We start from the raw sequence: 14,120 nt of genomic DNA on the forward strand, positions 1-14,120 counted from the left end.
CGGGCGCCGACGCCGCCTGGCGGCAGCTGCTACAGTTAGGGCAACACCTCTTGTGGGGAAAATGCCATGCGTTACAACCTCTTCGCGCGCCAACACAACGAAATCATCCTGACCGCCAGAATTCTGTTGATGATCCTGTTCCTGCTGACCGGCTGGGCCAAGCTCACCGGCTTTGCCGGCACGGTCAGCTACATGGCCTCGCTCGGCGCGCCCGTGCCGGAGGTGGCGGCGGCCATCGCGGTGCTCATGGAGTTCTTCGTCGGCATCCTGTTGGTGCTGGGCTTCTACACCCGCCCGCTGGCCGCGCTGATGGCGCTGTTCGTGCTGGGCACGGCGCTGCTCGGCCACCCGTTCTGGAACATGGAAGGCGCCGAACGCATGGCCAACCAGATCAACTTCTTCAAGAACATCGCCATCATCGGCGGCCTGTTGCTGCTGGTGGTCACCGGCCCTGGCCGCTACTCGGTGGACGGCCACTGACCAGCGTGCAAAAAACGCAGGTTGAAAGTGCCAAAACAGCAATATTGGTAATCGGAAGCGCTGCTTAGACTGCCCGCATCGTCACTGACTGCGGAGCCACCTCATGAGCGCCCTCCTCGCGCCCCTTCCCACCCTACTGCCCGAACCGGTGCGGCCAGCCGCCGCGCCAGGCCCGGCGGCCTTCGGCCTGCGCATCGCCACCGGGCTGGTGGGCGTGCTGCTGGCCGTGCTGGTGTCAGGCTTCAACGACGGCGTCACCAAGTTCGCCATGGCCGACATTCGCGGCGCCATGGGCATCGGCCTGGATGACGCCAGCTGGTTGCTGGCCAGCTACGCGGCGACATCGGTGGCCGCCATGGCCTTCGCACCCTGGTGCGCCGCCACCTTCACCTTGCGCCGCTTCACCCTGTGGGCCATGGGCGCCTTCGTGCTGCTGGGCCTGCTGTGCCCGCTGGCGCCCAACTACCCGAGCCTGTTGCTGCTGCGCGTGCTCCAGGGTTTTGCCGGCGGGGCGCTGCCGCCCATTCTGATGTCGGTAGCCCTGCGCTTCCTGCCGCCGGGCATCAAGCTCTACGGCCTGGGCGGCTACGCCCTGACCGCCACTTTCGGGCCCAGCTTCGGCCTGCCGTTGGCCGCCTGGGCGGTGGAGTACCTGGGCTGGCGCTGGGCATTCTGGCAGGTCATCCCCACCACCCTGCTGGCCATGGCCGCCGTGGCCTGGGGCCTGCCCCAGGACCCGCTGCGCCTGGAACGCCTGCGCCAACTGGACTGGCGCGGCCTGCTGCTGGGCCTGCCCGGGCTGATCCTGCTGGTGCTGGGCCTTGAACAGGGCGAGCGCCTGGCCTGGTTCGCCTCCAGCCTGATCCGCGCCCTGGTGGGCGGTGGCCTGGGCCTGCTGGTGCTGTTCTTCATCAATGAATGGTTCCACCCGCTGCCGTTCTTCAAGGTACAGATGCTGCGCCTGCGCAACCTCAGCCACGCGCTGGTCACCCTGGGCGGCGTGCTGTTCGTGCTGCTGGCGGTGATCATCATCCCGGCCAGCTACCTGGCCGGCGTGCAGGGCTACCGGCCGCTGCAGACCGCGCCGGTGCTGCTGTGGGTGGCGCTGCCGCAACTGGTCTCGCTGCCGCTGGTGGTGGCCTTGCTCAACAACCGCGTGGTGGATTGCCGCTGGGTGCTGGCCGCCGGCCTGGGGCTGATGGCGCTGGTGTGTTTGCTCGGCTCGCAGCTCACGGTGGCCTGGCACCGCGGCGACTTCTATCCCTTGCAGATGATCCAGATCATCGCCCAGCCCATGGCGGTGATCCCGCTGCTGATGCTGGCCACCGGCGGCCTGCAACCGGCGGATGGGCCGTTCGCCTCGGCCTGGTTCAACACGGTCAAGGGCTTCGCCGCGGTGGCCGCCGGCAGCACGCTGGAAACCCTGAGTCTGCACAGCCTGCACCTGCACTCGACGATGCTGGTGGACCGCCTGGGCAACCTGTGGCCGGGCGCCACCGGCAGCGAGCTGGCCGCGCGCCTGCACCGCCAGGCCGAAGTGCTCACCGCCGCCGACCTGTACCGGGCCATGGGCCTGCTGGCGCTGTTGCTGATTGTGCTGATTCCGATCCTGCCGACGCGTGTCTACCCGCCACGCGCCGCTTCCTGAACCTTGTGTGGACATTGCCCATGACTGAAATAACCTCCCGAAAAAGCCTGGCCGCCCTGCTGGCCAGTGGCACCCTGCTGGCCGCCGGCGCCGGCTACCTGCTGTGCGCCCAAGGCCCGGTGCAGCGCACCGATGACGCCTTCGTGCAGGCCGACCTGATGCTGGTGGCGCCCAAGGTGGCTGGCATCGTCGACCGCGTCCTGGTGGACGACAACCAGGCCGTCAGCGCCGGCCAGCCGCTGGTGCACATCGACGACCGCGACTACCGCAACGCCCTGCAAGCAGCGCAGGCAGCCCTGACCGCCGCCCAGGCCCGCGCCGAGGACGCCCGAGCAACGCTGCTGCGCCAGCAGGCCATGGTTGACCAGGCGCGCGCGGTGCTCGACGCCGACAGCGCCCAGGTAGCCTTTGCCGAGCACGAACAGCAGCGCTACCAGGCCCTGGCCGGCCAGGGCGCGGGCACCGTGCAGCGCTTCCAGCAGGCCCAGGCGCGCCTGCGCAGCGTGCGCGCCGTGGCTGCCGAACACCGCGCGGCGGTGGCCGCCGTGCTCAAGCAGACCGACGTGCTGCAGGCCCAGCAGGCCACGGCCCAGGCCCTGGTGCGACAAGCGCAAAGCCAGGTCGAGCGCGCGCAACTGGACCTCAGCTACACCGACCTGCGCGCCCCCCAGGCCGGCGAAGTGGGCCGGCGCAGCGTGCGCGTGGGCAGCTACGTCAAGCCAGGCGACCCGCTGCTGGCCGTGGTGCCGCGCAGCCAGGCCTATGTAGTGGCCAACTTCCAGGAAAACCAGCTCACCGAGGTGGTGCCCGGCCAGCGCGCCGACATTGCCGTGGACACCTTCCCCGGCCACGCCCTGCACGGCCACGTCGACAGTATCGCCCCGGCTACGGGCGTGACCTTTGCCGCCATTGCCCCGGACAACGCCACCGGCAACTTCACCAAGGTGGTGCAGCGCATCCCGGTGAAAATCGTCCTCGATGCCGACCAGCCGCTGGCCCAGCGCCTGCGGGTGGGCATGTCAGTGGAGGCACGCATCGACACCGGCGACACCCAGGCCAAGGTAGGTGCCCGATGAGCCGCCGCTCGCTTGCCCTGCTGGTACTGGTGACAGTGCTGCAAGGCTGCACCCAGGGCCCGGACTTCAAGCGCCCGGCGGCGGATTTGCCGCAACACTGGCGCGCCGCTGGCGGTGAAGTCGACCTGCACTGGTGGGACAGCTTCAACGACCCGCAACTGTCAGCGCTGATCGCCCAGGCCCGGGCCGGCAACCTGGACCTCGCCATCGCCGCCAGCCACGTCCGCCAGAGCCAGGCCCTGCGCGCCACGGTGGCGGCCGGGCGCCTGCCCAGCGTCGATGCCAGCGCCAGTTACCAGCGGGCGCGCAACAGCCAGGATGGCCTGATGGACATTTCCGGCTACGACGGCACGCGCGCCTACAGCGTCTGGAACGCAGGCCTTGCCATCAGCTGGGAGGCCGACCTTTGGGGCCGCGTGCGCCGCAGCGTCGAGGCTGCCGACGCCAGCGTGCAGGCGGTGCAGGAACAGCAGCACGGCGTGCAACTGGCGATCGTGGCCCTGACCGCGCGCGACTACATTGAATTGCGCGGCAGCCAGAGCGCCCTGCAGGTCACCCGCGACAACCTTGCCATTGCTCGCCACAGCCTGGCACTGACCCAGGCCCAACGCGCCCAAGGCGTGGCCACCGACCTGCAGGTGGCCCAGGCCCAGGCCCTGAGCGCGGCCATCGAGGCGCGCTTGCCGGCCCTGGAACAACGCGAAAGCGTGCTGATCAACGCCCTGAGCCTGTTGATCGGCCAGGCCCCGGACACCCTCAAGGCGCAACTCGGTGCACCGGCGCCCGTGCCCCACGGCCCGGCCCAGGTGCCGGCCGGGCTGCCCAGCGAACTGGCCGAGCGGCGCCCGGACATCCGCGAGGCCGAGGCGCAGTTGCACGCCGCCACCGCCGCCATCGGCGTGGCCCAGGCCGACTTTTACCCGCGCATTACCCTGGGCGCCGACGTCGGCCTGCAGGCCATGCAGCTGGCGAACCTGGGCAACTGGGCCTCGCGCAGTTTTGCTGCAGGCCCGGGGGTGAGCCTGCCGGTGTTCGAGGGCGGCCGGTTGCAAGGGGCGCTGCGCCTGAGCGAAGGTCGCCAGCAGGAAGCGGCCATCGTATACCGCAAGACCGTGCTCGGCGCCTGGCATGAGGTGGCCGACGCGCTGTCCGCCTACCAGGCCGAACAACGCCGCCAGGCAAGCCTTGGGCAAGCCGTGGCCGCCAGCCAGCGTGCCCTGCGCAGCGCCCAGCTGCAGTACGCCCAGGGCAGTGTCGATTTCCTCAACGTGTTGACCGTGCAGGCCACGCTGCTGGACAACCAGGCAGCCCAGGTGGCCAGCAGCGCCCAAGTGTCATTGGCGCTGGTGGACCTGTACCGCAGCCTGGGCGGTGGCTGGCAGGCTACGGCGCCGGCTCGGCCAGGTGCTTGAGCGCGCGCCGCAGCCAGCGGTGCGCGGGGTCGTTGTCCAGGCGCGGGTGCCAGGCCTGGACAATCTCCACGCTGGGCAGCGCCACCGGCAGCGCGAAGGCTTGCAACGGCAGGCCCAGGCGTTCCAGTGTAGGTAGCATGTTCACCGGCATGATCGGCAACAGCAGGTCGGATTCGGCCACCGCGAACAGCGCGCTGTGGAAGGTGGGCGTGATGTACGCCACCCGCCGGCTCAGGCCGTGGGCTTGCAACGCGTCGTCCAGCGGCCCGCGCGCCAGGCCGCGGCGCGACACGGTGACGTGGTCGTGGGCGACGAAGCTGTGCAGGTCCAGCCGCTGCTGGAAGATCGGGTGGCCGCGCCGGGCCAGGCCGACAAACTCGGTGTCGAACAGGCGCTGTACCTTGATGTCGGGGCCGAACGCGCGCCGCGAGCCGATCATCAGGTCGATGCTGCCCTGGTTGAGCGGGTCGTGGTCCAGGTCGCTTTCCGGCACGAAGCGCAGCACGCAGCGTGGGCATTGTTCGCGCAGCAACTCGCGCAAGGCGCTGCCGTAGGCGCCGATGTACACGTCGTTGGCACGCAGGCTGAAGGTGCGCTCCAGGGTAGCCAGGTCCAGGCCCTGGCTCTGCTGGAACACCCCGCGGGCCAGTTCCACCGCGCCGCGCACCTGCTGCTGCAGGGCCAGGGCCTTGGGCGTGGGCACCAGGCCGCGCTGGGAGCGGACGAAAATCGGGTCGTCGAAGGCCTCGCGAATCCTTCCAAGGATGCGGCTGGTGGCGGGTGCGCTGAGGTTCAGGCGCCGCGCGGCGCCGGCTACCGAGCCTTCTTCGAGCAGGATATCGAGCGCGTACAACAGGTTCAGGTCAGGATTTTTCATGGCCCGAAGCATAAGAGCAGCAGTGGCCTCCCGGCAATCCGTGGCTGCAACGGTCCTGTGGGAGCTGGCTTGCCAGCGAGCTGTTGAGGCCAGCAAAACTCGCTGGCAAGCCAGCTCCCACAAAAGCAATCGCTGCTACAGCAGTGCGAAGCGGTAGCTGACGATCAGGCGGTTTTCATCCTGGCTGCGCTGGCCGGCAACTTCGGTGCGGAACGCGGCGTTCAGCCAGCTGAAGCCCAGGCCCTTGAACCGGCCCTGGTTCACCACGTAATTCAGCGCAACGTCGCGCTCCCACTCACCGCCGGTGCTGGCCGCCTGCACGTGGTCGCCGTTGAGGTAGACCACCGAGGCGCTCAACCCCGACAGGCCCAGGCCGGCGAAGTCGTAGCTGTACTGGGCCAGCCAGGTGCGCTCGCCGGCGTGCTGGAAGCGGCCAATCTGGCGGCTGGTGATCAGGTACGGGGCGTTGCCGTCGCCCTGGTTGATGAACGGGAAGTCGCTGCTGCCGTTGACGCGCTGGTACCCCGCCGCCAGCGACTGGCTGCCCAGGGTGTAGGTGAACAGCGCGCTCCAGGTGCGGTTGTCGACCTCGCCGTTGCTGCCCACCGCGCCACTGGATTTATAGCCGGCCACCCGCCCCGCCGCGCTGGCGTTCTCGCCCTGGCTGCTGCTGATGAAGCCGCGCAGGTCGGTCTGCAAGGTGCCGCGCGGCAGCTTGGTGCTGTGGGTCAGGCCCACGAAATGCTGGTCGTAGAAGTCGTCGAGGTTGGCGAAGTAGTACTGCGCGGTGGTGTGCGGGTCCAGCCGGTAGTCGGCGCCAGCGTAGTAGAAGGCGTTGCTGCGCTGGCCGGTAAGGCTGTTGGCGCCGGCGATCGACAGCGACGCCTGGTTGCTGGAGTTGCGGCCCTTCACCGAGGTGATCTTGCCGCCAATGAGGGTCAGGTTGTCGAACTCGCGGCTGGTTACCTGGGTGCCCTGGAACGTCTGCGGCAGCAGGCGCCCGTCGTTGATGCCGATCACCGGCAGGTGCGGCTGCAGGGTGCCATGGCGAATCTCAGTCTTCGAGAAGCGTAGCTTGGCGGTCAGGCCCAGGCTGGCGAAGTCGTTCACCGCGCGGCCGTCGCCCTCACTGGGGAAGACAATGCCGCCGCCGCTGCTGCCGCTGTTGTAGGCCTGGCCCTTGCCCGAGTCCAGGCGCAGGCCGAGCATGCCCAGGGCATCGAGGCCCAAGCCCAGCGGGCCGTTGGTGAAGCCCGAGGTGTAATTGAGGATGAAGCCCTGGCCCCACTCCTGCTGCTTGGACGGGGTGGCTGTGCCGCTGCGGTTGTCGTTGTTGATGAAGAAGTTGCGCAGGGTCAGGTCGGCTTTGCTGTCATCGAGGAAACCATCGGCCCACAGGGGCTGGCTGAACAAAGCGGCGCTGAGGGCCAGGGGGAAGGCTTGACGGTACATCGGACGTCCTTGGTGGGGTCAGGGACGGCGGAGTGTAGGAATGTACGTTTTGGTTCAAAAATACGGAGTTGGCCTATGGATATGCCGGGCGGGGTCATAAGTGCCTAGGGAAAAGGCATATGCTGGTGCTGCGTGGCTTTGGGTAAAGCTTTATGGATCAATAGGTTGGAAGGTTAAATTAATCTTCATTGTGGGAGCTGGCTTGCCAGCGAGCTGTTGAGGCTCAAAAGCTCGCTGGCAAGCCAGCTCCCACCTGTGCACGTCACACGGGAAAATGGCTTGCCAGAAAGCGCAGCAAATGCCCGTTGACGATGTCGGGTTGTTCGCTCTGTATCCAGTGCCCGCAGGCCTTGACGATGTGCTGCTCCAGGCGTGGCACGCGCTTGGGCATGCGCAGCAGCGTGTGCGCCTCCAGCACGCCCACCGGGTCCAGGTCGCCCAGCAGGAACAGCGCCGGCTGCTCGACGCAGGCCTCGGCCAGGGGTTCGGTGCGCTGCCAGTTGCGTTCGAAATTGCGGTACCAGTTCAGCGCGCCATGGAAGCCACGGCCGGCGAAGGTTTGCACGTACACCTCGAACGCCTCGGCGCTGCACCAGGGCGGCAGCCGGTCGGGCTGGTTGATGCCGTCGAACAGCGTGGCGCTGGCGGGCTTGTGCTTGAGGATCAGGTCGCCGTTGGCGCCGCCCTGCATGAACATGCGCAGGGTGTGGGCGATGTCGGCGTCCAGCTCGGCCTCGGCCACCCCCGGGTTCTGGAAATACAGGATGTAGTTGAAACGGTCCTTGAAGTGCGCGCGTATCAGCTCTATCGCCGGCTGCTTTGGCCGCCCGGCGTAGGGCACCGACAGGGCCACCACCGCCTGCACCCGCTCAGGTTCCAGCAGCGCCAGGTGCCAGGCCACCGGCGCGCCCCAGTCATGGCCCACCACGCACACCTGGCGCTGGCCCAGCAGGTCCATGGCGCCCTGGATGTCGGCGCACAGGGTCAGCAGGTCGTAGGCCTCCACTGCCTGGGGCGCGGAGCTGGCGCCGTAGCCGCGCATCTCCGGCATCCACACCTGGTAACCTGCGGCCACCAGCGGCGCGATCTGCGCCCGCCACGAGTACCAGCACTCGGGGAAACCGTGCAGCAGCCACACCGGCCGGCCGTGTTCGGGCCCGGCGACGTGCACGCTCAGGGTGATGCCGTTGACCGCCAGGTTGCGTTGTTGTGTGGCCTTCATCGTCCATGCTCGTCTGAACCTTTCACCTACCCTAGCAAAGCCCGGCCACAACGCTAACCATCATTGATGGGCGCTATGCTCGCGCTGCTGCCGGCGGAATTGCCCGGGCGGCAGGCCCTGGGTCTGGCGGAAGCGCCGCGAGAAGTACGCTTCGTCGCTGAAACCGCAGCGCTGGGCCACGTGGCTGATGGGCTCGTCGCTGTTGAGCAGATGGGTGCGCGCCAGGCGCATGCGCCGCTCCAGCACCAGTTCGCTAAAGGTGCTGCCGGTGTCCTTGCGCAGCAGGTGGGTCAGGTAGTTGGGCGACAGGAACGCCGCGGCGGCCGCGTCCTTCAAGGTCAGCTCCGGGTTGGCGATGTGCTCGCGAATATAGGCCGTCACCCGCGCCAGCGCGTCGCGGCGGCCACGCCGTGCGGCCTTGTCGCTGGCCAGTTGCTGCAGCGCCGGGGCGAAGCGCTGGCTGACCAGGCCAATCAGCTGCAACAGCCCGGCCCGCAGCAAGGTGGTGGTGCCGAAGTCACGGGTGCGGTCCAGCTCGCGCAGGCGCAGCAGCAAGGCTTCGACCTCGGCAAAGGCGCCGTCGTCGAGAATGAAGTCCAGGTGTTCCTGGCACTGGAACGGCGCCAGCTCGGGGGCCTGGCCCAGGGGCACGTCCTCCAGGTCCAGCGGGTCGCAGGCCAGGTGCGGCAGCAGGAAACCCTGGGCGAAGTTGATGAGCATGAAGTTGCCGTGCTCGGGGTGCGGGATCAGGTGCAGGCGGTGCGGCAGGATAAAGCTCAGGGCGTTGCGCGGGAACGGCCGCACCGCGCCGCCGATGTGCTGCACGGTGTCGCCGCCCAGGTTGACCTGGATCTGGAAGTATTCGTGGCGGTGCGGCGAGGTCAGCGCCTCGCGCTCCTGCTTGTCGCGGATGTAGAAATCTTCGCGGTTGCTGCGCTGCTGCATGCCATAGGTGGGCACGCGGGACAGGGACGACATGGCAGCAACCTCGAAAGCCGGAAAGACGCCGCCAGTCTAAAGCGCGGCGCGGCGGCTGTCAGCGCTGGCCGATGCGCAATTGGAACTGGGCGACACCGTCGATGCCGGCGCTGACCTGGTCGCCGGGCTGCAAGGCGCCGACGCCGGCCGGGGTGCCGGTGAAGATCAGGTCGCCGGGCTGCAGCGCCACCGATTGCGACAGGTAGGCGATCACGTCAGGCACCGCCCAGATCTGGTCCGCCAGGTCACCGCGCTGGCGCTCCTCGCCGTTCACCGTGAGCCAGATGGCGCCGCTGGCCGGGTGGCCCAGGGTGCTGGCCGGGATCAGCGCGGTGCACGGCGCCGATTCGTCGAAGCCCTTGGCCCAGTCCCACGGCCGGCCCTGCTTCTTGGCCTGGGCCTGCAGGTCGCGGCGGGTCAGGTCCAGGCCCACGCCGTAGCCCCACACATGCGCCAGGGCCTGCTCGGGGGCGATGTCGACGCCGCCCTCGGCGATGGCCACCACCAGTTCCACCTCATGGTGCAGGTCGGCGGTCAGCGGCGGGTAGGCGATCACGCCCTCGGCCGGCACCACGGCGTCGGCGGGCTTGCAGAAGAAGAACGGTGGCTCGCGGTCCGGGTCATGGCCCATTTCCCGCGCGTGCTCGGAATAGTTGCGGCCCACGCAGAACACCCGGCGCACGGGGAAACGGCGGCTGTCGCCGGCAATGGCGACGCTGGCGGCGGGCGGTGGGGCAATCACGTACTCGGTCATGGAGGGGCTCCTGATGGCAAAGGCAGGCCTGCAGTGTGCCCGCCGGCAGCGGTGCCTGGCTTGGACAGCGCCGCGCGGATTATGGACAGCGCAACGCAATGGCGCATACTTTCCCTGTAGCGTCACCACAAGGAGTACCCATGAGCGATCACGACGACAACGTCATTCCCCTGCGCCGCACCAAGGTGTTCGAGGACGACGGCAGCGAACCGGCACTGCTCGACGAGGTCATGCGCCGGCTGATGGTGCAGACCTTCGCCGGCACCGACATCGACTGCGCCGCCATCCACACCCAGGGCCAGTACCGCCAGGCCCTGGCGTACATGATCCAGGGCATCCTCAACGGCCCCAACCCGGGCGACAACCTGCTGGCCTTTGCCCTCAAAACCATTCACATGTCCGGCGAGGAATTCGCCAAGCTCGACGGCTACGGCCCCAAGCTGTGTGCCCAGGCCCTGCTGGACATGGGCAACGGTGTGCCCGGCTCGGTGGAGAAAATGCAGCGGGTGCGGCGCATCCTGCGCAGCGGCCTGCACCCGGTGGGCCCGGACGATACCCCGGCCGAGCCCTGAGCGGCGTTACTCGGCGCTGGCCGCGGCGCGGTCGGCGCGCCACTGCGCCAAGGTGGCGTTGGCCTGCTGCAGCTGTTGCTCCAGGCGCGCCTCGCGCAGCACCTGGGCCTTGCTGGCCTTGGCCTGGGCCGCCTGCTCCTGGCGCAGCACCTCGATCTGCTGGGCCTGCGCCTCGCGCGCGCCCAACGCCTGGGCCAATTGCGTGGCCAGGGCCGTGGCCTCGGCGGCCTTGTCGGCCAGGGCCTGGGTGGCGGTGTCCTGATCCTTGCGCGCCTGGCGTGCCTCCACCAGCATGCGTTCGTTGTCGCGGTTCAGGCGCATCAACTCGTCCTGCTTGACGATCAGGCTCTGCTGCAACTGCCGCACTTCCACCTGCACCTGCTGCACCTGGCTTTCGTGGCGGCGCTGGTCCTGGTCGCGCTGCTCCTTCACCGCCTGGCGGTAGTGCTCCAGGGCGTCGCGGGCGTGCTGGTGCTTGTCTTCCAGCGAGCGGATGTGTTCGTCCTTTTCCTGCACGCGCAGTTGCAGGTCGCTGCATTCCTGGCCCAACCGCGCGTTGCGGGTGTGCTCGGCCTGCAACGAGCTGCGGCAAGTGGCCAGCTGTTCCGACTCACTGGCCAGGGCCTCGGCCTGGATCTCGAACTTTTGCAGCAACGCGGCGTGGGCCTTGGCGGCTTCGGCCAGGTCGGCTTCGAGCACGGCTTTCTGCAGGTCGAAACGCGCCTGGGCCTGCTGCACGTACTCGTCGCCCTCCTCCTTCAGGCGCAAGGCCAGGCGGCCTACCAGCTCGCCCAGCTCCTGGGTCAGGTGCTCGCGGGGGGCCTGGCGGCGCTGGTCGGTTTCTTCCAGCTCCTTGAGGTAGCGGTGGATGGTGGTCTTCGAACCGGTGTTGCCCAACGCCACGCGCACGGCGTCGATGGTGGGGTTCTCGCCCCGGGAAAGCAGCGCCTCACGCGCCTTTTGCACCACTGCCTTGTTGATCCCACCCCGTGCCATGCCTGCTCCTTTGAAGTGTACTGCGGTATGTATTCTGTAATGGCGCGCAATATACCCCATTGGCGCGACGCTGCGTAGCCGCTGCCGCAGGCTGCGCTGGCCTTTTCATGCACTGGAGATATTCAGGGTTTATGCCGGCCAGCGCAGCCTTCGGCAGCGGCTACAGGATTGTATCGAGGCGCAGACATTGACCTGGATCCACATCAGTGGTCGAATGCGCGCCAGTTTCAGGTGCCCTCAGCCGCCGTGCTCAGGGTGAAACGGGAAGCCGGTGCGTCACTTTGGTGATCAGTCCGGCGCTGCCCCCGCAACGGTAAGCGAGCGAACGCGTCAACAGGCCACTGTGCACACCGCATGGGAAGGCGACGCGTTCATGACCCTCGCAAGCCCGGAGACCGGCCTGCAAACGCTTCAATTGGCAACCCGCGGTGGGCGGGCGCAGGCCGGTTTCCGTGGGCGTTTGCGCCCGCGATTTGCCATGCGTGTCCCTCCGGGTTCATCTTTTCCTGACTGTAGTTGGAACAGCATGTCCCGCACTTCCCTGCTTCACCGCCTGGCCCCGTGCCTGGCCTTGTCCTTGCCCGTGTACGCCGCCGATGAGCTGGCACTGCCGGCCACCACCATCAGCGAACACGCCGACACCGCGTTGGCCACCCCCGGCACCGCAGGCTCACGCCTGAACCTGACGCCGCTGCAGACCCCGGCCAGTATCAGCAGCCTCGACGAAGGCGCCATCGACCAGCGCAACAACCTCACGGTGCAGGAAGCCGTCACCCGCGCGCCTGGCATCACCAGCATCGCCGCGCCGGGCAACGGCAACACGGCGCTGTCGGCGCGCGGCTTCAGCGGCCACGAGTCGGTGATGACCCTGTTCGACGGCGCGCGCCTGTACACCGGCGCCGGCACCCAGACCTTCCCGGTGGACCCGTGGATGGTGGAGCGCATCGACGTGATCCGCGGCCCGGCCTCGGTGCTGTACGGCGAAGGCGCCACCGGCGCGGTGATCAACGTGATCCCCAAGAAGCCCTTCGAGGGCGCCATCAGCAACCACCTGCGCGTGGGCTACGGCAGCGACGACCGCCAGCAGACCGCGTTCGACAGCGGCGGCTCGCTGGGCGAGCGCCTCAGCTACCGACTGACCCTGGACCAGCAAAGCAGCAACGGCTGGGTAGACCGTGGCCAGTCCTCAAGCCTGGCCTTCAGCGGCGCCCTGCGCTGGCAGGCCAGCGACGACCTCAGCTTTACCTTGGCCCATGAGCAGGGCGACAGCCGACCCATGAACTACCTGGGCACGCCGCTGATCGACGGCCACTACCACGACAGCCTGCGCGGCAAGAACTACAACGTGCGCAACGCCGTGCAGCACTACGACGACCAATGGACCCGGCTGACCAGCGCCTGGACCCTGAGCGACGCTATCAGCGCCAGCAACGAGCTGTACTACATCAAGAGCCGCCGCCACTGGCGCAACGCCGAAAGCTACAACTGGGACAGCAGCCAGGGGCAATTGCTGCGTGGCAGCTACCTGGAAATCAAGCATCACGAAGAACAGTTGGGCGACCGCCAGACCTTCACCTTCGACCACAGCCTGTTCGGCCTTGCCAGCAAGACCGTGGTGGGCGCCGAGTACAACCGCATCCGCTTCGGCCTGGCCAACAACTCGCCCTACACCGATGTCGGTGGTGACTACGTCGACCCCTGGGCGCCGGCGCCGGGCTGGTTCCACAGCCAGTCGCCGTTCCAGGCGCTGAGCCAGAGCACCACCCAGACCTTCGCGCTGTTCGCCGAGAACCGCCTGCAGCTGTCGGAACGCTGGGCGCTGGTGACCGGCGTGCGCCGCGACCAGAACCACATCCAGCGTGACGACGCGCGCACCGGCACCCGCAGCGACGTCAATCTGGACGGCGGCAACTGGCGCGCCGGGCTGGTGTTCGCGGTCACCGACCAGTTGTCGCTGTACGGCCAGTACAGCACCAGCCAGGACGGCGTCAGCGACCTGGTCACCCTCAACCCCACCCAACAGCAGATGGACCTGGCCCGGGCGAAACAGACCGAGCTGGGCCTCAAGCAGCAGTTCTGGGACGGCCGCGGTGCCTGGACCTTGGCGGCGTACAACATCGTCAAGCGCAAGCTGTTGACCACCGACCCCATCACCCGCGACACCCTGCAGGTGGGCCAGCAGTCCTCGAACGGCCTGGAAGCCAGCCTGGAACTGGCGTTGGCCGACCATTGGCAGCTGTCGGCGAACGCCGCGGTGGTGCGCGCCCGTTACGATGACTTCGATGAAGCGGTGAATGGCCAGGTGCTGTCGCGCGACGGCAACCGACCCACCGATGTGCCACGGCGCACCGCCAACCTGTGGCTGAGCAAGGCCCTCACCGAGCGCATCGACGCCGGGGCCGGCCTGCGCTACGTGGATGGGCGCTACGCCAACACCGCCAACAGCGCGCAGGTGCCGGGGTATACGGTGGTGGATGCCAACCTTGGGTGGCAGGTGCTGCCGGACGTGCGCCTGGGGTTGCAGGTCAACAACCTGCTGGACCGGCGTTATGCGGTGTCGCAGCAGAACGACGGCGCGCAGTGGCAGATGGGGCAGCCGCGATCGTTGTTCGTGACGGCGGATTATCGGTTTTGACGGTGGCGGGGAGGCGGG

At 68.1% G+C, this 14,120-nt stretch carries 12 protein-coding genes and 1 riboswitch; of the genes, 6 read left to right on the top strand and 6 right to left on the bottom strand.

Translation table 11 applies throughout. The features are described from left to right. The first annotated feature begins 66 nt into the window (after nt 1–66). From AC0J42_RS15175 to AC0J42_RS15190, 4 genes are all read left to right on the top strand, one after another. Nucleotides 67–480, top strand: coding sequence for a DoxX family protein (locus AC0J42_RS15175; RefSeq protein WP_473002258.1), 414 nt, complete (start codon nt 67–69; stop codon nt 478–480). A 103-nt stretch (nt 481–583) separates the two neighbouring features. Further along, nucleotides 584–2,128 carry an MFS transporter gene (locus tag AC0J42_RS15180; protein WP_473002259.1) on the top strand — a complete coding sequence of 515 codons (1,545 nt, stop codon included), beginning with the start codon at nt 584–586 and terminating at the stop codon, nt 2,126–2,128. Nucleotides 2,129–2,148: 20 nt separating this feature from the next. Further along, a complete protein-coding gene (locus AC0J42_RS15185; protein ID WP_473002260.1) occupies nt 2,149–3,204 on the top strand; it encodes an HlyD family secretion protein in 1,056 nt (351 codons plus the stop codon). Next, the gene (locus tag AC0J42_RS15190; RefSeq protein ID WP_473002261.1) at nt 3,201–4,616 is read left to right on the top strand and encodes an efflux transporter outer membrane subunit; all 1,416 of its coding nucleotides are present in this window, start codon (nt 3,201–3,203) and stop codon (nt 4,614–4,616) included. Before AC0J42_RS15185 ends, AC0J42_RS15190 begins: the two co-directional genes overlap by 4 nt. Here the strand turns inward: AC0J42_RS15190 and AC0J42_RS15195 are convergent. The 5 genes from AC0J42_RS15195 to AC0J42_RS15215 form a co-directional block, all read right to left on the bottom strand. After that, nucleotides 4,588–5,493, bottom strand: coding sequence for a LysR family transcriptional regulator (locus AC0J42_RS15195; protein ID WP_473002262.1), 906 nt, complete (start codon nt 5,491–5,493; stop codon nt 4,588–4,590). The two genes, AC0J42_RS15190 and AC0J42_RS15195, sit on opposite strands and share 29 nt — an antisense overlap. 135 nt (nt 5,494–5,628) lie before the next feature. Beyond that, entirely contained in the window at nt 5,629–6,945 is a 1,317-nt protein-coding gene (locus tag AC0J42_RS15200) for an OprD family porin (protein ID WP_473002263.1), read from the bottom strand. Between the two features lie 262 nt (nt 6,946–7,207). After that, a complete protein-coding gene (locus AC0J42_RS15205) occupies nt 7,208–8,167 on the bottom strand; it encodes an alpha/beta fold hydrolase (protein ID WP_473002264.1) in 960 nt (319 codons plus the stop codon). Nucleotides 8,168–8,227: 60 nt separating this feature from the next. After that, nucleotides 8,228–9,145 carry a helix-turn-helix transcriptional regulator gene (locus AC0J42_RS15210; protein WP_473002265.1) on the bottom strand — a complete coding sequence of 306 codons (918 nt, stop codon included), beginning with the start codon at nt 9,143–9,145 and terminating at the stop codon, nt 8,228–8,230. Between the two features lie 58 nt (nt 9,146–9,203). Then, nucleotides 9,204–9,899 carry a fumarylacetoacetate hydrolase family protein gene (locus AC0J42_RS15215; protein WP_416424409.1) on the bottom strand — a complete coding sequence of 232 codons (696 nt, stop codon included), beginning with the start codon at nt 9,897–9,899 and terminating at the stop codon, nt 9,204–9,206. 140 nt (nt 9,900–10,039) lie between these two features. Between AC0J42_RS15215 and AC0J42_RS15220 the strand changes: the two genes are divergently transcribed. Continuing rightward, the gene (locus tag AC0J42_RS15220; protein WP_473002266.1) at nt 10,040–10,471 is read left to right on the top strand and encodes a hypothetical protein; all 432 of its coding nucleotides are present in this window, start codon (nt 10,040–10,042) and stop codon (nt 10,469–10,471) included. A gap of 6 nt (nt 10,472–10,477) precedes the next feature. Here the strand turns inward: AC0J42_RS15220 and AC0J42_RS15225 are convergent, their stop codons facing one another. Beyond that, entirely contained in the window at nt 10,478–11,467 is a 990-nt protein-coding gene (locus AC0J42_RS15225) for a DNA-binding protein (protein ID WP_473002267.1), read from the bottom strand. 212 nt (nt 11,468–11,679) lie between these two features. Then, a riboswitch (cobalamin riboswitch) is annotated at nt 11,680–11,885 on the top strand. Between the two features lie 108 nt (nt 11,886–11,993). Between AC0J42_RS15225 and AC0J42_RS15230 the strand changes: the two genes are divergently transcribed. After that, the gene (locus tag AC0J42_RS15230; protein ID WP_473002268.1) at nt 11,994–14,102 is read left to right on the top strand and encodes a TonB-dependent receptor; all 2,109 of its coding nucleotides are present in this window, start codon (nt 11,994–11,996) and stop codon (nt 14,100–14,102) included. Nucleotides 14,103–14,120 lie beyond the last annotated feature (18 nt).

This window comes from Pseudomonas sp. Tav-5-1A (assembly GCF_055755055.1).

What these genes read in the sequence shown, in the direction of transcription:
- AC0J42_RS15215 (WP_416424409.1), bottom strand. Translation starts at nt 9,899, where the DNA reads ATGACCGAGTACGTGATTGCCCCACCGCCCGCCGCCAGCGTCGCCATT.
- AC0J42_RS15185 (WP_473002260.1), top strand. Translation starts at nt 2,149, where the DNA reads ATGACTGAAATAACCTCCCGAAAAAGCCTGGCCGCCCTGCTGGCCAGT.
- AC0J42_RS15200 (WP_473002263.1), bottom strand. Translation starts at nt 6,945, where the DNA reads ATGTACCGTCAAGCCTTCCCCCTGGCCCTCAGCGCCGCTTTGTTCAGC.
- AC0J42_RS15230 (WP_473002268.1), top strand. Translation starts at nt 11,994, where the DNA reads ATGTCCCGCACTTCCCTGCTTCACCGCCTGGCCCCGTGCCTGGCCTTG.
- AC0J42_RS15205 (WP_473002264.1), bottom strand. Translation starts at nt 8,167, where the DNA reads ATGAAGGCCACACAACAACGCAACCTGGCGGTCAACGGCATCACCCTG.
- AC0J42_RS15175 (WP_473002258.1), top strand. Translation starts at nt 67, where the DNA reads ATGCGTTACAACCTCTTCGCGCGCCAACACAACGAAATCATCCTGACC.
- AC0J42_RS15220 (WP_473002266.1), top strand. Translation starts at nt 10,040, where the DNA reads ATGAGCGATCACGACGACAACGTCATTCCCCTGCGCCGCACCAAGGTG.
- AC0J42_RS15210 (WP_473002265.1), bottom strand. Translation starts at nt 9,145, where the DNA reads ATGTCGTCCCTGTCCCGCGTGCCCACCTATGGCATGCAGCAGCGCAGC.
- AC0J42_RS15190 (WP_473002261.1), top strand. Translation starts at nt 3,201, where the DNA reads ATGAGCCGCCGCTCGCTTGCCCTGCTGGTACTGGTGACAGTGCTGCAA.
- AC0J42_RS15195 (WP_473002262.1), bottom strand. Translation starts at nt 5,493, where the DNA reads ATGAAAAATCCTGACCTGAACCTGTTGTACGCGCTCGATATCCTGCTC.
- AC0J42_RS15225 (WP_473002267.1), bottom strand. Translation starts at nt 11,467, where the DNA reads ATGGCACGGGGTGGGATCAACAAGGCAGTGGTGCAAAAGGCGCGTGAG.
- AC0J42_RS15180 (WP_473002259.1), top strand. Translation starts at nt 584, where the DNA reads ATGAGCGCCCTCCTCGCGCCCCTTCCCACCCTACTGCCCGAACCGGTG.